This window comes from Tractidigestivibacter scatoligenes, from assembly GCF_001494635.1.
Taxonomy (GTDB): Bacteria; Actinomycetota; Coriobacteriia; order Coriobacteriales; family Atopobiaceae; genus Tractidigestivibacter; species Tractidigestivibacter scatoligenes.
Map to the genome: position 1 here is coordinate 68,797 of NZ_LOJF01000009.1, position 22,427 is coordinate 91,223.

At 60.1% G+C, this 22,427-nt stretch carries 21 protein-coding genes; 8 read left to right on the plus strand and 13 right to left on the minus strand.

The annotated features are described in order from the left end of the window. Nucleotides 1-18: 18 nt before the first annotated feature. The 3 genes from AUL39_RS04830 to AUL39_RS11445 all read left to right on the plus strand — a co-directional run bounded on the left by AUL39_RS04830 (nt 19) and on the right by AUL39_RS11445 (nt 3,446). A complete protein-coding gene (locus AUL39_RS04830; protein ID WP_059054267.1) occupies nt 19-1,332 on the plus strand; it encodes a solute carrier family 23 protein in 1,314 nt (437 codons plus the stop codon). Between the two features lie 203 nt (nt 1,333-1,535). Then, entirely contained in the window at nt 1,536-2,492 is a 957-nt protein-coding gene (locus AUL39_RS04835; RefSeq protein WP_059054269.1) for an NAD(P)/FAD-dependent oxidoreductase, read from the plus strand. Nucleotides 2,493-3,176: 684 nt separating this feature from the next. Then, a complete protein-coding gene (locus AUL39_RS11445; protein WP_235810766.1) occupies nt 3,177-3,446 on the plus strand; it encodes a hypothetical protein in 270 nt (89 codons plus the stop codon). Between the two features lie 49 nt (nt 3,447-3,495). Here AUL39_RS11445 and AUL39_RS04850 read toward each other — a convergent pair whose 3' ends face one another. The 11 genes from AUL39_RS04850 to AUL39_RS04900 form a co-directional block, all read right to left on the minus strand. Then, nucleotides 3,496-5,109: a ClC family H(+)/Cl(-) exchange transporter gene (locus tag AUL39_RS04850; RefSeq protein WP_059054276.1), complete on the minus strand. Its 1,614-nt coding sequence runs from the start codon at nt 5,107-5,109 to the stop codon at nt 3,496-3,498. 94 nt (nt 5,110-5,203) lie between these two features. Beyond that, entirely contained in the window at nt 5,204-6,493 is a 1,290-nt protein-coding gene (locus AUL39_RS04855; protein WP_059054278.1) for an NlpC/P60 family protein, read from the minus strand. A 116-nt stretch (nt 6,494-6,609) separates the two neighbouring features. Next, the gene (locus AUL39_RS04860) at nt 6,610-7,815 is read right to left on the minus strand and encodes a C40 family peptidase (RefSeq protein ID WP_160327031.1); all 1,206 of its coding nucleotides are present in this window, start codon (nt 7,813-7,815) and stop codon (nt 6,610-6,612) included. Nucleotides 7,816-7,965: 150 nt separating this feature from the next. After that, nucleotides 7,966-8,502, minus strand: a complete 537-nt coding sequence (locus tag AUL39_RS04865; RefSeq protein ID WP_059054281.1) for an adenine phosphoribosyltransferase — start codon at nt 8,500-8,502, stop codon at nt 7,966-7,968. Nucleotides 8,503-8,558: 56 nt separating this feature from the next. Further along, nucleotides 8,559-9,296 carry a transcriptional regulator FtsR gene (gene ftsR, locus AUL39_RS04870; protein WP_059054283.1) on the minus strand — a complete coding sequence of 246 codons (738 nt, stop codon included), beginning with the start codon at nt 9,294-9,296 and terminating at the stop codon, nt 8,559-8,561. A 3-nt stretch (nt 9,297-9,299) separates the two neighbouring features. After that, a complete protein-coding gene (locus tag AUL39_RS04875) occupies nt 9,300-9,734 on the minus strand; it encodes an FHA domain-containing protein (RefSeq protein ID WP_059054284.1) in 435 nt (144 codons plus the stop codon). Between the two features lie 42 nt (nt 9,735-9,776). Continuing rightward, complete coding sequence (locus tag AUL39_RS04880) at nt 9,777-10,154, minus strand: Rid family detoxifying hydrolase (protein ID WP_059054286.1); 378 nt, start codon at nt 10,152-10,154, stop codon at nt 9,777-9,779. 11 nt (nt 10,155-10,165) lie between these two features. Beyond that, complete coding sequence (locus tag AUL39_RS04885) at nt 10,166-11,056, minus strand: hypothetical protein (protein WP_059054288.1); 891 nt, start codon at nt 11,054-11,056, stop codon at nt 10,166-10,168. A gap of 35 nt (nt 11,057-11,091) precedes the next feature. Beyond that, a complete protein-coding gene (locus AUL39_RS04890; RefSeq protein ID WP_235810767.1) occupies nt 11,092-12,168 on the minus strand; it encodes a D-alanyl-D-alanine carboxypeptidase family protein in 1,077 nt (358 codons plus the stop codon). Between the two features lie 68 nt (nt 12,169-12,236). After that, nucleotides 12,237-12,974, minus strand: coding sequence for a CDP-alcohol phosphatidyltransferase family protein (locus tag AUL39_RS04895; RefSeq protein ID WP_059054291.1), 738 nt, complete (start codon nt 12,972-12,974; stop codon nt 12,237-12,239). Between the two features lie 157 nt (nt 12,975-13,131). Continuing rightward, nucleotides 13,132-14,526, minus strand: coding sequence for a M20/M25/M40 family metallo-hydrolase (locus AUL39_RS04900; protein ID WP_059054293.1), 1,395 nt, complete (start codon nt 14,524-14,526; stop codon nt 13,132-13,134). 169 nt (nt 14,527-14,695) lie between these two features. Between AUL39_RS04900 and AUL39_RS10890 the strand changes: the two genes are divergently transcribed. Next, complete coding sequence (locus tag AUL39_RS10890) at nt 14,696-15,034, plus strand: DUF1292 domain-containing protein (protein ID WP_153001571.1); 339 nt, start codon at nt 14,696-14,698, stop codon at nt 15,032-15,034. A gap of 64 nt (nt 15,035-15,098) precedes the next feature. Here AUL39_RS10890 and AUL39_RS04910 read toward each other — a convergent pair whose 3' ends face one another. Both AUL39_RS04910 and serC read right to left on the minus strand, forming a co-directional pair. Further along, nucleotides 15,099-16,268 (minus strand): phosphoglycerate dehydrogenase, encoded by a 1,170-nt coding sequence (locus AUL39_RS04910; RefSeq protein ID WP_059054296.1) that lies wholly within the window; start codon nt 16,266-16,268, stop codon nt 15,099-15,101. 54 nt (nt 16,269-16,322) lie between these two features. Then, entirely contained in the window at nt 16,323-17,411 is a 1,089-nt protein-coding gene (serC, locus tag AUL39_RS04915; protein ID WP_059054298.1) for a 3-phosphoserine/phosphohydroxythreonine transaminase, read from the minus strand. 240 nt (nt 17,412-17,651) lie between these two features. On the opposite strand from serC, the gene AUL39_RS04920 reads away from it, so the two are divergent. The 4 genes from AUL39_RS04920 to AUL39_RS04935 are packed head-to-tail and all read left to right on the plus strand — an operon-like array spanning nt 17,652 to nt 22,283. Next, nucleotides 17,652-18,431 (plus strand): HAD family hydrolase, encoded by a 780-nt coding sequence (locus AUL39_RS04920; RefSeq protein ID WP_059054300.1) that lies wholly within the window; start codon nt 17,652-17,654, stop codon nt 18,429-18,431. 41 nt (nt 18,432-18,472) lie between these two features. Next, on the plus strand, nt 18,473-20,527 hold the full coding sequence (locus tag AUL39_RS04925; protein WP_059054302.1) for an oxidoreductase: 2,055 nt from the start codon (nt 18,473-18,475) through the stop codon (nt 20,525-20,527). A 35-nt stretch (nt 20,528-20,562) separates the two neighbouring features. Then, nucleotides 20,563-21,834, plus strand: a complete 1,272-nt coding sequence (locus AUL39_RS04930; RefSeq protein WP_059054304.1) for an aconitase X — start codon at nt 20,563-20,565, stop codon at nt 21,832-21,834. Beyond that, nucleotides 21,834-22,283: an aconitase X swivel domain-containing protein gene (locus AUL39_RS04935; RefSeq protein WP_059054307.1), complete on the plus strand. Its 450-nt coding sequence runs from the start codon at nt 21,834-21,836 to the stop codon at nt 22,281-22,283. Before AUL39_RS04930 ends, AUL39_RS04935 begins: the two co-directional genes overlap by 1 nt. The last annotated feature ends 144 nt before the right edge of the window (nt 22,284-22,427 follow it).

Consider the following 22,427-nt stretch of genomic DNA (forward strand, 5'->3'; position numbering starts at 1 on the left):
AGGAGTGTGGTTTATCGCATGCAACGACACGAACGAGAGGTAATTGGCGTTGATGACCGAGTCTCGGTCTCTCGCGCAATCCCTCTGGGCATTCAGCACATGATGAGCATGTTTGGCTCTACGGTCCTGGTTCCCGTTCTAACAGGACTTGATCCAAACGTGGCCATCATGTGCTCCGGCATTGGCACCATCTGCTACCTGCTTGTCACGAGAAACAAGATTCCCAGCTACCTGGGTAGTTCATTCGCCTTCATCAGCCCTATCGTAATCATTGGCGCTACGCGTGGCCTTAATGCAGCCCTCTCAGGCGTTGTCGTTGCAGGCCTTGTCTTTCTTGTCGTTGCGGGCATTGTCAAGCTGGTAGGCACGGGTTGGCTTGATCGATTGCTCCCACCGGTGCTCGTAGCCTCGGTGATGGTTGTCATCGGCGTTGGGCTCTCCGCCACTGCCGCTGGCATGGCATTCCAGACTACGGCATCCGACGGCTCCACGGTCTTCTACGGACTGGGTGCGATTATTGCCGCGATCACCCTCTTTGCTGCCGTCATCTTCTCGAGCATGGGCGGGCTTATTGGCACTGTCCCCGTGCTTCTCGCCATCATTCTGGGCTACGTTGTTTCTCTGGCCTGCGGGCTCGTTGACTTCCAGGCGGTTGTCGATGCTGCTTGGGTGGGGCTGCCCACGTTCCAGCATCCCGTTTGGGACTGGGGTGCCATCGCCCTTATCGGGCCTGTTGCCCTTGTCGTGGTCATTGAGCACATTGGCCACCTCCTTGCCGTTGGCGAGATCGTTGGCAAGGACTACCGTCCCATGCTGCCGCGCTCGCTTGCCGGTGACGGCATCTCAACGGTCATCTCTGGTTTCCTTGGTGGTCCTCCTACCACTACATACGCTGAGAACATTGGTGTCATGAGTGTTACTCGCGTCTACTCTACGCAGGTCTTTTGGTATGCGGCGGGCTTTGCTCTGATCGTCGGCGGCTTTTGCCCCAAGCTCTCTGCCCTCATCCGCTCCATCCCTTCGCCCGTCATGGGTGGTGTGAGCCTTCTGCTCTTTGGCCTTATCGCCTCCAACGGTCTCAGGATGTTCGTGACCAACAAGGTAGACTTTGGCGTCAACCGCAACCTCATGATTGCGTCTGTTGTGATTATCCTTGGCGTTGGAATGGAGACCTCCGGCATCTCTATTCCAATTGGCCAGTACGCACTTCCTGGCATGGCCACGTCCACGCTCGTGGGTATCGTCATGAACCTTGTGCTTCCCATGTCTTCCGCGGATAGGCCATCCGAACCCGCAGAGGGCAATGCGGGCGCTGCCAAGCCTAAGGACTAAGGCACATAAGCTCGTCTCAGTGTTGCCCAGCACCAACCCCCATGGGACATCCCTTCTTGCGTGGTTCCCATGGGGGTTGTTATATGCATCCCTGACAGTCGTATATGCTACCTAACCAGTTGGGTATAGCAGGGGAGAGTAAGAACAAGAGGGAAGACCGGGGGAGTGAGGCACTTCTTTCTCCCTGGTCGGATTGGAATCACATGGGAAGCAATAACCAGCAGGTAAAGGACCTTGTCATTGTCGGTGGTGGCCCCGCGGGCCTTACGGCGGCCATCTACGCCCAGCGATCGCTTCTTGATGCGGTCACGCTCGAGCAAGAGGCGTTTGGGGGACAGACCATTCTTACGAGCGAGATTGATAACTACCCGGGACTTCCGCACACAGATGGCTACACGCTCTCCGAGGCGATGCGAAGCCAGGCCGTCGACCTTGGCGCCGAGGTCCGTATGGAGCAAGTTACCGGCATTTCCCACAGCGGCGAGGATGGCATCTTTTCCCTCAGAACGCCCGATGGCGAGATCGCAGCCAAGTCGGTCATTCTCGCCGGCGGCGCTACGCCACGTCGTGCCGGCTTCGATGGCGAGGAGAAGTTCGCCTCACACGGCGTTTCGTATTGCGCGACCTGCGATGGCATGTTCTATCGAGGCAAGCGAGTCTACGTTGTTGGTGGCGGTAACTCTGCAGCTGAGGAGGCCTTGTTCCTCACACGCTTTGCGAACGAGGTTATCTTGATTGTGCGCAAGGACCATCTGCGCGCTCAGGCCGCAGTCGCGCAAGAGCTTGAGGAGAACGAGAAGGTAACCGTAAGGTATCTCACGAGTATCGTGTCACTCGAGGGTGGCGAGCTTCCAACCACCATTACCTTCAGGAACAACGAGACTGGCGAGACCACCGTCGAGACCTACGAGGAGGGATCCTTTGGCGTCTTTGTCTTTGTGGGTCGCGTGCCCGCAAGCCAACTTGTGAGCGGTCTGGTAGAGCTCGACCCGTCGGGCTACATACTTACTGATGAGCGCATGGCGACAAGGACTCCAGGACTCTTTGCAGCCGGCGACGTTCGAAAGACGCCGCTGCGCCAGATTGTGACCGCAGCGGCAGACGGTGCCGTAGCAGCAAACAGTGCCGCGGCGTATCTGGGAAGACCTGTCGAAGGCTAGTTGCTGCAACATAAGCCCTCGAGAGTGTCTGGCGAGTCAAGGGCGTGCCTTACGACGGAGGAGACACCGTCAAAGGCACGCCCTTCTTTTCCTTGAACTCCCCCTTTGTAACCGCGATAATATATCTTATGTAAAGTAGAGTCATTGGCGAACAAAGCCATCAAATAAACGGAGAAGACCGTTCACTACTTCTCTAGCAAAGTGCTCATCCCAGCTCTCTCAATATGTGAGACTATCTTCATAAAGGTCCCCAAATCGGGCGGAGGCGGCATCATGCTTGCAAGGCAGAGGCGCTACGCAACGCTTGCGCTTGTAATGTGCCTTTGCTTCCTCGCTGGACTTATCGTTGCTCTTCTCTCAAGGCCAAATACCATTTCAAATGATTTAAGCAGTGCCCACCTTGATTACGTCACCGGAACCGTTGTCTCCGTTGAACCAGAGTCACATGCGATGTCCATTCATCCAGACGGTATGTCTAGCGATGCTCCCTTCTCAGAAGATCCCATCCGCTTCGTCTTTCGCGATGGCGAAGAGTTGTATGAGTCTGACCTTGGCCAAACAGTGCAAATTGGCTACGTCCATGGCTGTGTCGGCAATGAGGGAGCTCGGGATGGGTATTGCATTGAGTTCAAAGGTCTGGACTCTCCTTCGGAACGTGACCCAACGCTTACCGCCTCTCACGACTTGGCTTTCTCACCCGTTTATTCGTGCGAGGGAAAGGTCACATCGATTGACAGTAGCAGTGCCCTTGTGACCCTAGCCGTCGATTCGTCATCGCCTAACGCTCAGGACATTGGAATTGCCTCCGACACCACCTGCACATTTGACCTCACGGCTTGGACCATGCGCGAGAACCTCTCAACCTATAACGTTGGCGACTCCATAGACGTCTGGTTCTCCGAGTTCACGACAGATGAAGGTGCATACGAGGCATGGTGTGCCCAACCACTCTAACGCTCTCCCCTTCTCATGAAAGTAACAATGGTGTCTTCTAGGAATACACTTACCGCGCGTTTGATGGTGTCCACTGCGTATCGATACTCGCCCGCGTCATTTGCTGAAGCTTAAGGCCCGCGTCGCTCTCAGTATCGGTATCCATGATGATGAGCAGGTTGTCCAACGCCATGATCCGCGTGCTTCCCGTGGGGACAATCTCCTGTCCAGCTCTCTCGACCGTCACCACGCGCACGTTGTCTGGCCAGGGGATGTCGCGAATGAGCATGTTCTCGATGCGTGCGCCCGCGCCTACCGTGTAGGTATGCAGGATTTTCTCGCCAGCCTCACCGTTTACCATGGGGTCATCTGGCGTTACGCCAAGGAGGCCTGCGAGTAGGTGCTCATAGAACGGGTCCACCCGAAGGACGTTTGCTGTGACAAATGCAAGAATGGCCACAATGGAAACCGAGAGCAGCGAGTCGAGCGACCCCGTAAGCTCAAAGACCAGCACCACTGCAGTCACGGGCGCCCTCACGACGCCCGAGAAGCACCCTGCCACGCCGAGTGCCACAAAGTTCACCACATAGGCCTCTGGAAGCCCAAGGGCGTTGATGGCAATGACCCCAAAGAGGCCACCCACGAGCGAGCCCATGGCTACCAATGGGAAGAGCGTTCCGCCGGGTGCCCCAGAGGCAAAGCAGATGGTGGTAAAGAGGTATTTGCCAAGAAGAAGCCCCATGATGGTCCACCATGCAAGGCCACCCGTATGCTGGATGATCTCCACAATGGCATCGCCACCACACATGAGCTCGGGAAACGTAAACGCAACCACACCTGCAGCAGCAAAGGGTATGGCGAGACGAGCATAGGGCAGGTGGCGTTTGATCTTGTTGTAGCAGCGCTGGGCAAAGAACATGCCACGGTTGTGAAGCGCCCCAAGGACGCCACAGGCAAGGCCAAGAAGCACGACAAGAGCGTAGTCGATGTGCGGAAGGTCTGCTGCAAAAGAGAGGCTGAGTACCGGGCGCACTCCGAGCACCTGAGAGACGAGAAAGTCCGAGACAACCGAGGCCGTCATGACCGAGACAATGAGGGGGGCATTGAACTGCTTGTGAATCTCCTCAACCGCAAAGAGGACTCCCGTAAGCGGTGCGTGGAAGGCCGCCGACATGCCTGCTGCTGCGCCACAGGTGACAAGCAGGCGCTCCTCTCCCCTTCCGCGCTTGAGCGCCTTTGCCACAGCCTTTCCGGACATGCCGCCAAGCTGGACCGAAGGGCCTTCTCGTCCAAGCGAGAGGCCTGCAAAGGCGCAGAGCGTCCCCTCTAGGAACTTTGCGCCGACGACGCGGTACCACGGCATGTCAATGCGGCCAATTACCTCAGCATCTATCTGGGGAATGCCACTCCCCTGCGTATAGGGCTCCCAGAGCAGGAGCTTAGAGACCACAATGAGAATTACGGCGAGAATGGCAAACCACGCAGCCACGAGAATCGCATGACCGGCAAAGGCGCTTGTAATGGAGCGCAGACCCTTCTCTGCAAGCGAAAGCGCGAGCCGATAGAGAGTCACGACTCCACCGCCAAGGAGTCCCGCGAGCGCGCCCTCCCCCACCAAGTTCACCTGGAACCTCCGCGAAAGGCGACGTCCCACCGTGAGCTTGCGCGCCGCACGCTCAGTCATGCACCAACCACCACTCTCTTAGCATCTGCAACAACAACGCCCCCAGATTACTCCTCTGGGGGCGTTGGTGCGAGTATGTGAGGCTAAGAACGGCTTAGCCGCCAAAACCTCCGCCGATGCAGGCGTACACGTTTGCGTAGCAAACGTAGCTGCCCGGCACGGGTGCGTGGATCATCGTGGAGCCGCCGCAGTAGATGGCGACATGGCCCGTCGAGCAAAAGATAACGTCACCGGGCGAGAGCACAGACTGATAGTTGGAGAGGTTGCAGTCCTTCCAGTTTCCGCGCGACTTCATCTCGGCGATGAGGCCGGGAACGGAGGTGGCATATGAAGGCGTGGAGTAGCCCGCCATGTGATAGGCCGTTGCCACCAGGCCGCAGCAGTCAAAGCCGTCTGCGTTGGGACCGTAGTTCACACCTTGGGTCCAACGCTTGTAAGGGTAGCCGATGAACTGCGCAGCGTTTGCGATGACGCTGCTCGAGTAGGTCTTTGAGCCACCACCGCTGGAGCTAGAGGTGGAACCGCTGCTGGAATTCGAGCTGCTCCCAGAGCTCGACCCACCGCCGCTTGAGCTTGGCCCGCTGTTGGAGCTTGAATTGGAGCTGCTGTTAGAGCTGGAAGAGCTGCTCGACGACTCGTTGTCAGAAGACTGCGATGAGGAGCCGGCTGTCGATGGCGTGACGGCGCCGTTGGCGCTCTCTGCTGTGGCCACTGCCGCAGCCACGCCACTTGTAGCGGCGCTCTCTTGCTGCGCTTCTTCCGCTTCCTTCGCAAGCTGCTCCTGCACGGCGGAATCAAGGCTGTTGTAGTAGTCCTGTGCCTCGCTCACCTGGGCGGTGTAGTCATCAACGCTCTGCTGGGTGGCCTCGATCTTTGCCTCTTGCTCGTCCTGCTGGTTCTGGAGTTGCGCCTGCTGCTCGGACAGCTGGTTGGCAAGGTCCTGCACCTCGGAGATTGCCTCGGCGTCCGCCTCAGAGACCTTGTCAAGGTAGTAGATGTTCGAGGAGAGCTCCTCGAAGGAGGCGGAGGACAGGATGAGGTCGAGCGCGCTAGAAGCGCCAGACTTGTACGAGCTCTTCATGCGTGCGCCCAAGTCCTGGCGCTTCTCGTCCAGCTGGGTTTGGGTGTCGGAAATCTGCTGGGTGGTTTGTTCGACCTGATATCGAATGTTCTCGAGGTCAACCTGGGCGTTCATGAGCTCGTCCTGAAGCGAGGAGAGCGTGTTGCCAACGCTCTCCAGACGCTGACGGGCTTCCTCGAGCTGCGATTGGAGCTCCTCGCTCGTTGGCTCTGCCTGGGCGGTCTGGATGCCCGACATAAGGCCAAGCCACGTGGTGGAGATGGCCCCAAGAAAGAGTGCCCTGCGCGATATGTTTTTGGTCACGTCGTGACCTCCCTTGCTTTTACCAATGTGGCTCCCTTTCGGGAGCCACACGCTTTTGCATTTATAGTACCAGCACCGGCTATCAGACGGAACGCATCATGGCAAATGGCCACAAGTTAGTACGAGCCGCCGCCATAGAAGCCGTAGATACCGCCTACGATAACGCCAGAAGAGGGGTTGGCAGCGTGGACGATCTGGCCATTGCCGAGGTAAATGCCCACGTGGCTGCCGCCGTACTCGAAGACAAGGTCACCATAGGAGAGCTGATCGACGCTCGTCTTCCAGCCACCGCTTGCCTTGATGGAGCTAATCATCGAGTACGTGTCACGCCCGCGTGCGTAGCCATACACGTAGCAAACGAGGCCCGAGCAGTCAAAGGCGTTAGGGCCGGCAGCGCCCCACACATAGGGGTGGCCGACAAGTGCCAACGCTGCGGAGACTCCACCGCCAGAGGGCACGTTCGTGCTGCTGGAACCGCTGTTGGTGTTAGAGCTGTTGTTCGTGTTCGAGCTGTTGTTCGAATTAGAGCCGCTGTTAGTGTTGGTGTTCGAGTTGTTGTTCGTGTTGTTCGAGGTATTGGTGTTGGTGTTGCTCGAGTTGTTCGTGTTGCTCTCGGTGGCACCACCGCCATTGGAGCTGATGGTCTCCTGGGTCTGAATGGCCTGGACAACGGTGGCAACGGAGCTGGACTGTTCGGCCTCGGCTGCAGCAGCCGCCTCTGCCGCGAGCTGCGCCTGGACCTCCTCGTTGAGTGAGTCGTAATAAGCCTGGGCTTTCGCTACCTGGTTCTGGTAATCAGAGGTCTGTGACTGGAGACTATCCACCTGGCTCTGCTGGTCTGCCTGCTGCTGCTCGAGCTCGCTCTTCTGCTGCTCAAGCTGGTTCGAGAGCGACTGCACCTCAGAGATGGCGGCAGCGTCTGCCTCGGAGACCTTGTCGAGGTAGTAGATGTTAGAGGAGAGCTCCTCGAAGGAGGCAGAGGACAGGATGAGGTCGAGTGCGCTCGAGGAGCCGGACTTGTACGAGCTCTTCATGCGCGCGCCCAGTTCCTGGCGCTTCTCGTCTAGCTGGGTCTGCGTGTCGGAGATCTGCTGCTCGGTATTGGCGATGTCATAGCCTGTCTGCTCAAGCTCGGAAGTGGCGGAGGAAAGCTGATCCTGGAGAGAAGAGAGGGTTGCTCCAAGCGAGTCGAGCTTTGCAGATGCTGCAGAGAGATCATCCTCGGGGCTTGCCATGGCAACGGTGGGCGCAACGGAAAGCGCACACGGCGTGGCAAGGGCAAGAACCAATCCGGCAGTGATGATGCATCTTGCGTGGGTCATTGCGTAGTCCTTTCGACGCTTGGAGACCATTCTACGTCAGGGACCGGTAAGCCGCATGGCTTTCCATACGATGGGCAAAAGGCTCGAATGCAACTCGACCGCCCCCATGTGAAGGGAGCGGTCGAGGAGACGTGCAGGCTTGCGACTTCCCTACTTGACGGGGATGAGCGTGTAGACCTCGCGGTCCGGGAACTCCTTGGCAATAACCTCGCGGGGGTTCAGGAAGGTGAGCTCGAGGATGAACGAGAAGCCCTCGATCCGCGCGCCGGACTGCTCGACGAGCTTTGCCGTTGCCGCCGCCGTTCCACCCGTGGCAACGAGGTCGTCCACAATGAGCACCACATCGTCGGGCTTCAGGGCGTCCTTGTGGATCTGCAGCTCGTCGGTGCCGTACTCGAGCGAGTAGGACTGGGAGTAGACCTCGCGGGGAAGCTTTCCGGGCTTGCGTGCCGGGACAAAGCCCGCACCCAGCTTGTAGGCAACGGGAGCGCCAACGAGGAAGCCGCGGGCCTCGGCGCCAACGACCTTGGTGATACCGCGGCCCAGGAAGTGGTCCGCGATGTCGTCAACGAGATGCACAAGGCCATCGGAATCGGCGAACAGCGGCGTGATGTCCTTAAAGATGACCCCCTTCTCCGGATAGTCGGGGATGCTCACGATGCGGCTCTCGTAGTCGAAATCAGACACGTGCGGTTCCTTTCCTCGGTAATTGTTGTGGCTATGGCAGGGAGGGGGCCCGTGGGCTAGCCCTCCATGTCCTTGAATGACTGGTGGACAAGCCTGCGTATGAGCTCTGTACGCACCACGTCGGTGAGGGCAAGCATGCGGGAGAAGGCCTGTTCAAAGCGCTCGCGTGCCTCGTTGGTAACCTCGGCCTCCACGCCACCGCCTTTTTTGGCATAGACGACCAATGCCTGCTCGAACATGGCAGACTCACGGTTTGCCGAGTTCACGTACTGGCGAAGGTTCTTGGGGCCAATCCCGTAGTGGCGCAGCTCGTCGCAGGTGCGGATGAGGCCAATGTCATGACCATCCACCAGGTCCCGCCCGTGAGGAGAACGCTTGAGCGTAATGACACCGGCCTCGGAGAGTTGGCGGACGAAGCTTACCGAGACGCCTGCAACCTCGGGCATGCGATCGATGGGATGGAACTTCTCGGCAATCTCTTCATCCACCGGCCCAACAAGCGACGCCTCGACGGCAGACTCTGCAGCAGCCGATGGCGGCTCTCCGGAATCCTCGCGCTCCAGCTCGTCCTTGATCACAGAGAGCGGCAGGAACCTGTTCTTCTGTAGGTAGAGGATGGTCTCCAGTCGCTTGATGTCGCGTTGAGAGTACAGGCGGTATCCCCCTGGGGTGCGCGACGGGTTGAGAAGCCCCTCGTCCTCGAGATAGCGGACCTTCGATATGGTGAGGTCGGGATAGAGGCTCTGGAGCCGCTTCACGACCTTGCCGATGGTGAGGTATCCGGCGTCAGGCATGGCCTAGCCCTCGGTGTCGATCCTGCGCGGACGTGCGTTGGTGTGGAACACCATGCGGAACGTGCCAATCTGTATGGTTGATCCATCCTTAAGGGAGGCCTTGCTCACAATGGCACCATCTACCCAGGTGCCATTGAGCGAGCCGAGGTCCTCCACCGTGGCCCTGCCCTGCGGACAGGCGGAGAGGTCCATCTTTGCATGGTGGCGTGACACGGTCATGTCGTTAAGAAAGACGCTGTTGCGCGGGTCGCGACCAAGGGTAATGATGGGCGCATCAAGCTCGAACGTCTCGCCAATCTGGGGGCCCTTGACGATGGTCAGGGTAGGATGGGCTGGCTTCTCCTCGGCCATGAGGTCGGGGACGGTGGCATCTGCGGAGGGCATGCGGAAAATCTCCGTTGCCCCCATGTCGGTGGAGTGGTTGTTGGTGGGCTGCATCGAATCTCCCCTCGAGTAAACCTTACCCTCACATGATACCGCTTACCTGCAGGCCACGCAGTCCATCTCGACGAGCGCGCCAAGGGGCAGGGCGGACACGGCAACAACGGAACGCGAGGGTGCCGGTTGGGTAAAGCGCTTAGCAAAGACCTGGTCCATGGCATCGAAATCTTCAATGTGGGCCAGGTAGACGGTGGTTTGGGCAACGTCGGAGAGCGAGCAGCCCACCTCCGCGAGAATCTCCTCGATAATGTCGATGACACGCGACGTCTGTGTAGCCACGGTTGTTCCCACAATGGCCTCGCCATCTGGAGCAACAGGAAGCTGGCCCGAGGTATAGACAAATCGGCCGGCGGTTGTCCCCTGGGAACATGAACCGTAGGCATCCGGCGCCTGGGCTGCGTTGATTGCGTACTTCATGCGCTCCCCTATCACTCGTGTATTCCGCGCACACCAACAAAGTCGTTGCCATGGCGAAGCAGCCCCCATGTGCGCAGGTCCTGCTCGCTGATCTCAACTACATCCGTCGAGTCAAGAGCGCGTGACCAAGGTAGCTTTGACCAGGCTTGAAGCACCGCACTCCTGCCCACCGGCTCAACCCAGGTAAACGAGAGAAGACTCCTCCACATCACACGGGCGGCTGCCTTAGGAACAAGAAGCACGTACGAGGCCACTCCGGCAGCCGTATCGAGCGGCACGCCTGCGATAAGCGCGGGAATATGGCCATCAAGTGTCACACTCTCAACGGCACCACGTGCAGGAAGGGCACGGGCGCCTTGCGGAAGATAGTCTGCGAGAAGCTCGTTTGCCCGGGCACCCATGACGAGCACGGGGGCAAGCATTCCGCTTGCCTCCTCCAAAGTGGTTCCATCGTACGGCGCATTGCCGTTGCTCCTTACCTGCGAAAGAAACGTGAGCCACCCGGCAACTACGGCTCCACGACGAGAAGGGTCGAGAAGCACGTACTCGTGAGCGCCCGTGCGCGCAATGAGCGGCACGGAGGTGATGGCTCCGTCACCCGTGAGCGCGGGCTCAAAGGCGCACTGGCCCACTCGGAGCTTTTTGGCGCAGAACGCCGCCTCGCAGAGCTCTTGTGGGTGAGCCCCGGAGACAAGCCTATACGTGGCACCGGTGAGATCGGCTATGGCAGCGCCCTCAAGGGCATGTTCCAGCTTCTCTTCCCCTGCATAGGAGCTTGGGTATGCCAGACCCGTATCCTCCGCACGCTCAAAGCTTGCACCTAGGGTGAGGTGCTCCTCGTAAAGCGCGCCCCTTACGGTATGCGGAGAAGCGCCTTTCACCTCTTCGTGCTCGTTTGCCACAAAATCCCCCTTCGGTGCAGATACATTTCCGTACACTAAGCGGCATACCCATAGAGTGGCAACGTGAACACGTTCACCCGAGGAATATTGTCCAAGATAAGGCGAGCCGTGTAGTGGACGCTTCCCGCCGACCTGCCATCCTGTGACCATGCCGTTGAACCTACCAGCTGGCCGTCATCCACAACCATGTTTCGCTGAAGCATCGTTGTGCTAAAGGAGAGGCTTCCACCCTGCGGCCACGTGACGGCGGTCTCATCGTCTGTGGGGGTAACCAAGCAGGTCATGGCAAAGTTACATGCATAAGGCCTCGCGCCCACAACCCACGAGCTCTTTGCCACGAAGGTCTGCTTGAAGTTCGAGTACGCCCAGTTGAGAAGCGACACCGTGTCCGTGAAGCGACCAGAGCTGGTCTGTGCGCCCAAAACGCAGGTGAAGAGCTCGACCCCATTGCGCTGGCAGGCTCCAAGGAAGGCGGCGCTTCCCGCAACGTAGCCGGTCTTGATGCCGCGAATGCCCTTGTAGGTCCCCAACAGCTCGTCTGTCGAGTAGAACGTCTTCTGCGCTCCGGCCACGCTCACGGTGACCGATCGAGTGTGTACGGTACCAGCGATGAACGGGTACTCCGAGAGTGCAATGCGGCCCATGAGGGCAAGGTCAGAGACGGTGGAGTAGTGCCCATCCTCGTCCAAGCCATGCGGGTTCATGAAGTGGGTGTTGGTCATGCCCAGCTCCTGGGCCTTCTCGTTCATAAGTTCGACGAAGGCGTCCTCGGATCCCGCTACGTTCAAGGCAATGTTCTCTGCGGCGTCATTTGCCGAGTAGATAAGCATCACGCGGAGAAGCTGGCGAAGCGTTGGCGTGTCGCCCTCGACAAAGCCGGCTGTCTGGGAGTCTGCGCCTAGGTCGGTCGCGTGTATCTGGCAGGGAGTATCGAGGTCCATGCCAGAGTCAAGCGCTACCATGGCCGTCATGACCTTGGTGATGGACGCCATGGGCATTTGCGTGTCAGCGTTTTTCGAGTAGAGAACGTTTCCGGCCGAGTCCTCGACGATGGCGCATTGGGCCTCGCTCAGGACAGGGTCTGCGAGGGAAACATCGTCGGCATGTGCCACCCGCGGCAGCGCAAAAACCAGTGCTACGACGAGAAGTGCGGCCGCAATGGGCATATGGCGCAGAGAGGTCACTGCTTCTTCTCCCCTTCCTGTTCGGCAAGAGCCTCGCGACGGATCTGGATGCCCTCGCGCGTGTACATCACGGCAGTGGTTATAGAGCAGATAAGGCCCACGTAGACAAAGAAGATGCCGAGCGCAGACGGCTGCGCGTTGAGGCCCGGAAGCCACGCAACATCAACCAGCCCCAGGCCAGGCACCACAGGCGCGCCCAGCAGGAGGTCGCAGAAACCAAACATGAGAAGGGCCGTGGTGACCTTGCCAATGTAGACCACGTCGACGGGGCGACGGCGGTACTTCTGGAGAATGAGGGCGCCCACGGCAAGGTAGCAGTCGCGTCCAATGACGAGCACCGCCACCCATACTGGCAGCTCGCCGGTAAGGACGATGGCCAGCACGCCCGTGAAGAGCAGGACGCGGTCCATGATGGGATCCATGACCTTACCCAGCCAGCTCACCGTTTGGGTACGGCGCGCTATCTGGCCATCAAGGAAGTCCGTCACGGCTGCGATGGCGTAGAAGCTAAGAGCCAAAACGCGGTTGGTGCCCTGCACAAAGAGCACAAGGAAGGCAATCGTGAGGGCAAGGCGGCATGCCGTAATGAAATTGGCGACGGTGAGAATCTTGAATGAAGGGTTATCGGGTGTTCCAACCGGTGCGGTTGTGGTCCCACTTTGTTGGGCTGACTCAGCATCGGAGTCAGTCGCACTCCTAATTTGGGAACCCAAGCTCTCGAGTTTTCTTGACACAGCATTGCCCTTCTGGCGCTATCCAAACCCGGCCTCCCGCAAGAATGCGGACGCCCCTGAAGTCCTCATACTACCCCAAATGCATGTGCTCTCCGCCTTTTCGCCAATGACCCCAAAAGCTGACCAGACCCCGATACATTGACGAAGATGAGTCTGTTTAGAGGATGGTCCTCTCCAGGAGCCGGACGAGAACGCGAATCCCCTGTGCGTACGTGCGACGAGAGATGCGCTCGTTCACGCCATGGACGCCCGTTGCCTCCTCCTCGGGCGTTGGCCTAAAGGGAATGACGCGAAGAATCGAGTCACAGACTGCCTCATAGCGAATGGCGTCAGTGCCTCCGCAGACAAACGATGGCACCACGTCGACGTTGCCGTAGTAATGCCCAAGCGCCTCGGCGACCTCTGCGTAGCCAGGGCCGTCCGTGGAGTCCATCCTTCCCGCCGGCGTTGTGTGGACGAGCGTTGCAGTGACGCCGGTGCCTTGCGCTGCTCGCTCGACCCAAGCGAGCACGTCATCTGCCGTGGTTCCAGGCAGAAGGCGGAAGTTGATGGTGGCACTCGCATCACCTGGCATCACGTTGGGCGCGGCAGAGCCGCCCTGGAGCATGTCGACGGCCATCGTGGTTACCACGAAGGGATAGAGATCACGCCTGGTGGCAGCAAGGGCAGCGATCTTCTCTGCGTTGCCATGCACGTCCTGGACGAGCGTATGAAGCGGCTCTTCGGTAATGTAAGGGGCAAGCGTGCGGAAGGTGTCCTCCACGATGGGCGTGAGCTTGGGCGTCGGGCGTGACTCGGCGATGCGAGCTATTGCCACACAAAGGTGCTCAAGCGAGGTCCCGCCAAAGGGGTTCGAGGAGTGGCCGCCCTCTCCGTGCGCATCCAGCCGCAGGTCAAGGTAGCCTTTCTGAGAGATGCAGACATCCGTAAGGACGTGGCCGGCAGCGCCCCACATGGCGCCGTTAATAATGGTTGTCGTGCCCTCGTCGAGCAGCCAGTCTGCACGAACGCCGCGCTCTTTGATGAGGCCGGCCAGCTCCGTGGCGCCGGTGCTTGAGGTTTCCTCGTCTGCCCCAAAGGCGAGAATGACAGTACGACGTGGACGTTCCCCTCGCGCAAGGAGGTACTCGAGCGCCTCGAGTTCGCCCATGAGCATGTCCTTGATGTCAAGCGCTCCCCTGCCCCAGATGAACGTCTCGTCGAGTTCTCCCGCAAAGGCGTCATGCAGCCAGTCCTTCTCGGTGCCGGGGACTACGGGAACCACGTCCTGGTGGGCCAGGAGCAGCACACAGGGAAGCGAAGGCTCAGTCCCCGGGCAGGTGATGAGGAGGTTCCTGCCCACCTCCTCGAAGGAGGAAGCGGCCATGATGTGCGGATACGATGAGAGTACCAGCGCGTGAAGGCGCTCGAAGGGAGCGCTATCGGTCCCATCGCCTTGGTCTATGGTCTTGCAAGCTATTGCACTCGCAAGACGCTCGCAGGCACCGGAATAGTCGAGGTCTGAGTAGTCTTCCTCGCTTGTGTAATGTGCGTATACATTGATACCGCTCATGGTTTCCCTTCTACCGCCCACGGTTTGACAAAGTTGTCTTTTCCATGGTAGACGGCGTAATTTGGGCTACTCACCGAGAAGGCGCCGCTTTCACGTTCAAGAAATGATTATGCAGATAAACTCTGTCTATGGGCGCAGGAGGCGCCCGGTCCCGAAAGAAGGAGTAGCCATGGCGGAAGACGAGGAGTACTTCGAAGACGCCGAGCTCGACTTTGACGAGCTTGAGGGAGACGACTATGGCCTCGGGGACCAAGGCGGCTGGGCCGACGACGACCCGGAGACCATCACGCTCGAGTACGACGACGGAACCTCCGAGAAGTGCGACGTGCTGGGGATATTTCCCTACGATGGCAGGGAATACATAGCGCTTGCGCCCGAGGGCGACCAGAAGTCGCTCTACCTCTACGGTTACGTTGAGCATGATGATGGCACCAACGACATTGTCCCCATCGAGGACGACACGGAATTCGATGCCGTAGCCGCTGAGTACCAGTCACTCATGGAGTAACGCAAACGCCCCTCTCAGAAACATCTGAGAGGGGCGACTTCTGCTACTAGAGATGCCCTAGAAGTTACTGTGCACGAATCACTCGGATGCGACGGACGCCCTCGGCCTGCGAGAGGTGGTCGATGACGTCAGCAGGAACCTCGCCCGCAATGTCGATGAGCGTGTAGGCCATCGTGCCGCGGCTCTTGTTTGCCATGTTCTCGATGTTGATGCCAGAGTCCGCCAGGTACTGCGAGAACTTGCCGATCATGCCCTGCACGTTCTGGTGGATGATGGCCAGGCGCTCGCCGGAGGCAATGGGGCCAAGGTCAACGGCACCAAAGTTCACGGAGTGCGTGATGTTGCCGTTCTCGATGAAGTCACGTAGCTCCTCTGCGGCCATGACGGCGCAGTTCTCCTCCGCCTCGGTTGTGGAGGCGCCCAGGTGCGGCAGGACGATTGCGTTCTTCATGTCGGCCGAGATGGGATTGGGGAAGTCCGTCACGTAGCGGGCGATGTGGCCCTCGCCAAGGGCGGCGGCCATGGCCTGCTCATCCACGATGGTGTTGCGGGCAAAGTTGAGGACCACGGCACCGGGCTTCATCTGCGAGATGAGCTCGGCGTTGATCATGTTCTTGGTGGAGTCCATGGCGGGCACGTGGATGGTGATGTAGTCGCAGTCCGCGACAAGGCGGGAGAGGTCGTCGGCGTGCTCGATGCGGCGGTCGAGGTTCCACGCGGCAGAGACCGAGAGGTACGGATCATAGCCCACGGCCTGCATGCCAAAGCGGGTGGCGGTGTTGGCAACAGCCGCACCAATGGCACCAAGCCCAATGACGCCCAGGCGCTTGCCCGCAAGCTCGTGACCGGCAAACTGCTTCTTGGCCTTCTCGGCGTGCTTGCCAAGATCCGGGTCGTCGGCGTTGACGCGCACCCACTCGATGCCGCCCACGATGTCGCGGCTGGCAAGCAGCAGCCCCGCAAAGACGAGCTCCTTCACGGCGTTTGCATTGGCGCCGGGCGTGTTGAAGACAACGATGCCCTCGTCAGCGCAGCGGTCAAGCGGAATGTTGTTCACCCCGGCACCGGCACGTGCGATGGCGAGAAGGCCCTTGGGGAACTGGGTCTCGTGGAGGCTCGCGCTCCTCACCATGATGGCGTCGGCGTCCTCGAGGGTGTCCGTGAGCTGGTAGTTGGCCCCAAGGCGGTCGGTGCCTGCCTTGGCGATGTTGTTCATACAGTGAACCTTGTACATGTGGATGGCTCCTTGGGTGTTGTGGAATGGTGGAAATAGCGCTGGCGAGAGGGTCTAGGCCTTCTTGTGGGAGCGCTCGAAGCCATCCATGAAGTTCACGAGCGCCTCGACGCCCGCCTTGGGCATGGCGTTGTAAATGGAGGCGCGCATGCCGCCAACGGTGCGGTGGCCCTTGAGGTTCACGAGACCGGCCTCTGCCGCCTGGGCGACAAACTCGGCGTCGAGGTCCTTGTCGCCCGTGACGAAGGGCACGTTCATAAGAGAGCGGCTCTGCGTATCGGCCACCGTGGGGTGGAAGAGCTCAGAGGCGTCAAGGTAGTCGTAGAGAATCTTGGCCTTCTCGGCGTTCTTCTCGTGCATAGCCGCAAGGCCACCGTTCTCGAGCAGCCACTGGAACACCAGGCCGCACATGTAGATGCCCCAGCAGTTGGGCGTGTTGTAGAGCGAGCCCTTGTCAGCCTGCGTCTTGAAGCGCAGCATCGTGGGAACACCGGGCAAGTCATCGGGGATGAGGTCCTCGCGCACGATCACAATCTGCACGCCGGCGGGGCCAACGTTTTTCTGGACGCCCGCGTGGATGCAGCCAAACTTGGTCACGTCGACAGGCTCGGAGAGGAACATCGAGCTCTGGTCTGAGACGAGCGTGTGGCCCTTGGTGTTGGGCAGGGTGTGGTACTGCGTGCCGTAGATGGTGTTGTTCTGGCAGATGTAGAGGTAGTCGGTGTCCTCGCGGATGGGGAGGTCCGAGCAGTCAGGGATGTAGGTGAAGTTCTTGTCGGCCGAGCTTGCCACCACGTTAGGGTCGCCAAGGATCTGGGCCTCCTGATAGGCCTTCTTTGCCCAGTTACCCGTAATCACAAAGTCCGCCTTGCGGTGCGGTGCCAGGTTGATGAAGGTGGTCGCAAAGAGCAGCGAGTCACCACCCTGGAGGAACAGCACCTTGTAGTTCTCGGGGATGCCCATAAGGGTGCGGATGTCGGCTTCGGCCTTGTCGATGATGCCCTGGAACACCTTGGACCTGTGGCTCATCTCCATGACGGACATGCCGGAACCCTGGTAGTCGAGGATCTCAGAACCCGCGCGAGAAAGCACCTCCTCCGGAAGTACGGCGGGGCCGGCGGAGAAGTTGTACACGCGTGCCATGTAGATCACTCCAAATTCTGGTACATCGCGGTTTCCCGGCTGCAGCCGCGCAGGTGCTCGGCTTGTAGTCGGCTCATGTTTCAACATGATAGCCGGCAAATGACGAGTCTTTTCATCCGTTACGTTTTGATAACCTAGGCGGACGGTGGGAATTTGCGCGTGGTTCTATCCGCTGGAATTCAATTACGCACACGTGTCAGCTGCTAGACTTGGACTAAAGGCGTCGAGCGAGGAGGGTCCATGGGACAGGTGGCGCGACACGATGGGGCCAAAGCTCACACCTGCGTAGACGTTGTCTTCTTTGACATCGACGACACCCTGTACGATCAGGCAAGGCCCTTCGCGTATGCGGTGAGGCGCGTCTGTGGTGAAATTCCCGGCGCAACGGACGCAGCGCTCTACGACGCGAGCCGCAGGCATAGCGGCCCCATCTTCGCTGCCTTCTCGGCGCGGCGCACCCCTACTACGGAGGAGTATGCCCTGCGTATGCAGCAGACCCTTGCCGACTTTGGCGTCTCGATCAATCACGAGACCGCCGTGGAGGCGCAGCGCGTCTACGCGGACGAGTCTGGAGTGGCCATGTCGCTCTCCTCTGCCATGGCTTCCTGCCTGGACGCGTGTCGCGCTCGTGCCCGCTTGGGCGTGGGCGTCATTTCAAACGGACGGGAGGAGCTTCAAGCCGAGAAGCTCGAAATTCTCGGCATTTCGCAATGGGTCTCTCCCGGGGCCGTCTTTGTCTCACAGGCCGTGGGCCTGGCAAAGCCCGACCCGGCGCTCTTTGACTACGCATGCGACCACCTTGGTACAACGCCCGGTCGCTGCATCTATGTTGGTGATGCCTGGGACACGGACGTCGTGGGTGCATGTGCGGCGGGGATGCCGTGCGTATGGTTCAACCGTCGTGGGCGTATGCGGCCGCAGGACGCAAGGGGGGTCTCCCCAACTTGGGAGGTTGGGAGCGAGGAGGAGCTCCGTGCGCTAATCGGCAGCGAGTCCTTTTGGCGGTTCTCGCACACATAAGGCGCACTATGATGGGCACACGCTAAGAGAGAGGGCAGGAAATGGATTCAAGGCTTGAACCACTGTTCACTCCGTGGAGCATCGACGGCTGCGAGATCAAGAACCGCATCGTCATGACGTCCATGGGCGGTACCAACATCTTTGGGTGGATGGAGAGAAACCACTTCGACCGGGACGGCGCCCGCTTCCTCATGGAGCGCGCGCAGAATAACGTGGGGCTACTCCTTCCCGGCTGCCAGCCCGTTTACAACCCCATCGGCGGCCAGTGGCTAGACCAGAACCGCACCATGTACGAGGAGCTCAAGCCCTTCATGGAGGAGCTGCACGCCACGGGAGCCAAGATGTTCGTGCAGCTCACGGCTGGCTTTGGACGCAGCTTCACGGTGTCTGACTCCATGGAGGAGCTCTACACCAACCCGCTGCTGCGCGCGCTGTCAAAGCCCTTCCTGGACCTGGACAAGATCTGCGCCACAGCGTCCCCCTCGCCCAACCGTTGGTCGGACAAGGTCCCCTCACGCGAGATGACCATCGGTGAGATCGACCGGCTTGTGGAGGCGTTTGCCACCTGCGCAAAGATGCTGCGTGATGCCGGCGTGGACGGCGTGGAGGTGCACGCCGTCCACGAGGGCTACCTTCTCGACCAGTTCACCCTCCCCTACGTGAACCACCGCAACGACATCTACGGCGGCTCGCGCGAGAACCGCTACCGCTTCCCGGTGCGCATTGTCCACGCCATCCACGACGCAGCAGGCGGGGACTTCCCCGTGTCGCTTCGCTACTCGGTGGTGAGCCGCACCAAGGGCTTCCGCGAGGGGGCGCTCCCCGGCGAGGACTACGTCGAGGTGGGGCGCACTATGGAGGAGTCCGAATGGGCCGCGCGCTACCTCACCGACGAGGGCTACGCAATGCTCAACTGCGACAACGGCACCTACGACGCCTGGTACTGGGCTCACCCGCCCATCTACATGCCCGAGAACTGCAACCTTGCAGACGTCGAGCACATCAAGGGCTTTGTAGACGTTCCCGTGGTGTGTGCTGGCCGCATGGACCCCTATGTGGGCGCACAGGCCGTGGCCGAGGGCAAGCTTGACGCAGTGGGCTTTGCTCGCCAGTTCCTGGCCGACGGCGAGTGGGTCACCAAGCTTGTCGAGGGGCGCGAGAAGGACATTCGCCCCTGCATCTGCTGCCACAACGGCTGCTTCAACATGTGCCACTACAAGGGGCACGCAAACACGCAGACGCTCGAGGACTCGCTGCATCTCTCGCGTTGCGCGGTGAACCCTGAGACCATGCAGTACGAGAAGCACCACATCCGCCCCACCACCACGCCCCGGCGCGTCGCCGTGGTGGGTGGCGGCATCGGCGGCATGGAGGCTGCGCGCGTGCTCGCGCTTCGCGGCCACTGGCCCGTCATCTACGAGCAGTCAGAACATCTGGGCGGCGTCTTCCGCGAGGCCGCGTCCGCGAGCTTCAAGGGCAAGCTCCGCGACCTTCTCGCCTGGTACGAGCGGCAGATGAAGGAGCTTGGCGTCGAGATCCACTACAACCGCGAGGTCATCGACGTGCAGGAGCTTGACGAGGACTATGCCATCGTGGCCACCGGCGCCACGCCCAAGCGCCTGCCTGTCCAGGGCTTCGAGCGCGCGATGGACGCCCTTGACTACCTCGATGGCGCCAAAGTTGGTCAGCGCGTAGTGGTTATTGGCGGCGGCCTCACCGGCTGCGAGGTGGCGCTCGAACTTTACCTCTCCGGCAAGCAGCCAGTCATTGTGGAGATGAAGGACGACCTGGTGGCGCAGGACGGTGTGTGCCTTGCCAACTCAAGCTACCTCCGCGAGTTCTTTGCCTGGAAGAAGGTTCCCGTCTATCTGGAGTCCACGGTGCGCGCCATTGGCGAAGACTGGGTGCAGATCTCCCACAAGGACGGCACGCTCGAGCGCATCACGTGCGACTCGGTTGTGAGCGCCGTTGGCTACACGCCCGATCCCGTTTCGCAGCCAAACGGTCGCCACGTTCAGCTTGTTGGCGACTGCGCCGGCGTAGGCAACTTGCGCTCGGTCATTTGGCGTGCCTACGAGGCTGCTTCGCGCGTTTAGTTGGGGGAATCACGAGAAGGAAGGGAGGTCAGCCCATGGAGCTGACCCAGGAGGAGCGTGACATCCTCGATGGCAAGCAGGGAGAGACGCTTGCCAAGGTAATGAGAACGCTCGTTGAGTACGGAGAGGCCTTTGGCGCCACGCGCATGGTCAAGGTGACGGCGCCTGGTCACCTGGTGACCAGCTTTGGCATCTCGATCCTCGAGGCGAACTTCCGCCTCATGGACGAGCTCATCAAGGCCGGGCTTAAGACCAAGGAGCCCTTCACTGTAGACCCGCGTCCCATCGACAACGCAGATGTCCCTGCTAGCGTGGTCCAGAAGGTCGTGGGAGCGGTTACGTATGGTAAGCAGGACGCTTACGAGCGCCAGCTGCGTGCCGTTGGCCTCAAGGACGAGAACGCCTTCACCTGCGCCTGCTACCTGCCCGAGGTTGGCAACGCCCCAAAGCGCGGCGACGTCCTGAGCTGGGCCGAGTCCTCCGCCGTGGTCTATGCCAACTCTGTCCTGGGCGCGCGGTGCAACCGGAACAGCGGATTTATCGATCTCTTTGGCAACATCGTGGGCGAGGTCCCGGAGTTTGGGCTGCTCACCGATGAGGGACGCAAGGCCACATGGATCGTGGACGTGGAGTGCACCAAGAGGCCCGAGGCGCAGGTGCTGGGCTCTGCCATTGGCATGAAGGTGATGGATGAGGTCCCCTATATCCGTGGGCTTGACCAGTGGCTGGGCTGCACGCTTGACGATGCCGCAAAGGCCTACCTCAAGGACATGGGGGCCGCCACGGCGTCAAACGGCGCCGTGGGCCTCTACCACGTGGCAGGCATCACGCCCGAGGCGGCAGACATGGGCGAGTCCCTCATCGCAGAGGGCACGAAGCACTATGTGATCGACGATGCGGAACTTGAGCGCGTGAAAGCGAGCTACCCCAACATCTGGAAGAAGCCCGACGCCCGCCCGCGTCTGGCGTTCATCGGCTGCCCGCACTGCTCGCTTGACCAACTCAAGGACTGGGCGCATCGCATTCCCGAGGCCCTCGCCCGCGAGGGGCGCACGCGCGTTGCGGTGCCCACGGTTGTCTCGAGCGCACCCGATGTGCTTGCAGCCTTTGACGGCACGCCAGAGAAGCGCAAGCTCCTGGCCACAGGCACCAAGCTCACCTACATCTGCCCGCTCATGTACATGGATAACCCCGCAACGGACCTGCCGGTAGTGACGTGCTCCAACAAGCTGCGCACGTACACGAGCGCGCGCTACTTTGACGAGGACGACCTGCTTCGCATCATCGCGAGGGGAAGGATCGACTAATGGCTGAGAAGACCTTCAGGGGGCGCGTCGTTGTTGGCGGTGCCGTGAGCGCAAAGGCTCTGGTAAGCCATGGTGGCTTCAACACGCTGGCAAGCTACCAGCAGCCGCTCATCCTAAAGAACGTAAAGGCGCCCTGCTCCGACCAGAACAACCCCGACCTCTATAAGAAGCCGCTCCAGGGGGCAGCAATCTGCCTGCCGCAGACCATAGGCTCCACCACGGGCGGCATGGTCCTCATGTGCGCGTGCGATATGGGCGCGGGTCCGGCATGCATGCTTTTCTCGAAGCCCATCGACCCCATTGCGGCAGCGGGAGCCATACTTTCCAAGAACTGGACGGAGCACCCGTTTGTCGTGGTTGACCAGTTGGGCGACGAGTTTCTCGACTACGTGCATGACGGCATGGACGTGAGCGTGACCGAGGATGGAACCGTTACTATAACGGGATGATGATGGCTTCGGCGATGTTTGTGCTCGTCGCCGGAAGGACAGGTTTATTGCATTTTCCGTCACTCAGCGCCCTCCGGCGATTATTTGTCGCCGGAGGGCGGTTAATGTTGCAACTCTTGCCAAAATGACCACTTTGGCGATTGC

Excerpts from the sequence above, each read along its gene's own strand:
- AUL39_RS04900 (WP_059054293.1), bottom strand. The coding sequence starts at position 14,526 with ATGAGCGGTATCAATGTATACGCACATTACACAAGCGAGGAAGACTAC.
- AUL39_RS04850 (WP_059054276.1), bottom strand. The coding sequence starts at position 5,109 with ATGACTGAGCGTGCGGCGCGCAAGCTCACGGTGGGACGTCGCCTTTCG.
- AUL39_RS04930 (WP_059054304.1), top strand. The coding sequence starts at position 20,563 with ATGGAGCTGACCCAGGAGGAGCGTGACATCCTCGATGGCAAGCAGGGA.
- AUL39_RS04880 (WP_059054286.1), bottom strand. The coding sequence starts at position 10,154 with ATGAAGTACGCAATCAACGCAGCCCAGGCGCCGGATGCCTACGGTTCA.
- AUL39_RS10890 (WP_153001571.1), top strand. The coding sequence starts at position 14,696 with ATGGCGGAAGACGAGGAGTACTTCGAAGACGCCGAGCTCGACTTTGAC.
- AUL39_RS04835 (WP_059054269.1), top strand. The coding sequence starts at position 1,536 with ATGGGAAGCAATAACCAGCAGGTAAAGGACCTTGTCATTGTCGGTGGT.
- AUL39_RS04875 (WP_059054284.1), bottom strand. The coding sequence starts at position 9,734 with ATGCAGCCCACCAACAACCACTCCACCGACATGGGGGCAACGGAGATT.
- AUL39_RS04935 (WP_059054307.1), top strand. The coding sequence starts at position 21,834 with ATGGCTGAGAAGACCTTCAGGGGGCGCGTCGTTGTTGGCGGTGCCGTG.
- AUL39_RS04920 (WP_059054300.1), top strand. The coding sequence starts at position 17,652 with ATGGGACAGGTGGCGCGACACGATGGGGCCAAAGCTCACACCTGCGTA.
- ftsR (WP_059054283.1), bottom strand. The coding sequence starts at position 9,296 with ATGCCTGACGCCGGATACCTCACCATCGGCAAGGTCGTGAAGCGGCTC.
- AUL39_RS04910 (WP_059054296.1), bottom strand. The coding sequence starts at position 16,268 with ATGTACAAGGTTCACTGTATGAACAACATCGCCAAGGCAGGCACCGAC.
- AUL39_RS04860 (WP_160327031.1), bottom strand. The coding sequence starts at position 7,815 with ATGACCCACGCAAGATGCATCATCACTGCCGGATTGGTTCTTGCCCTT.
- AUL39_RS04925 (WP_059054302.1), top strand. The coding sequence starts at position 18,473 with ATGGATTCAAGGCTTGAACCACTGTTCACTCCGTGGAGCATCGACGGC.
- serC (WP_059054298.1), bottom strand. The coding sequence starts at position 17,411 with ATGGCACGCGTGTACAACTTCTCCGCCGGCCCCGCCGTACTTCCGGAG.
- AUL39_RS04830 (WP_059054267.1), top strand. The coding sequence starts at position 19 with ATGCAACGACACGAACGAGAGGTAATTGGCGTTGATGACCGAGTCTCG.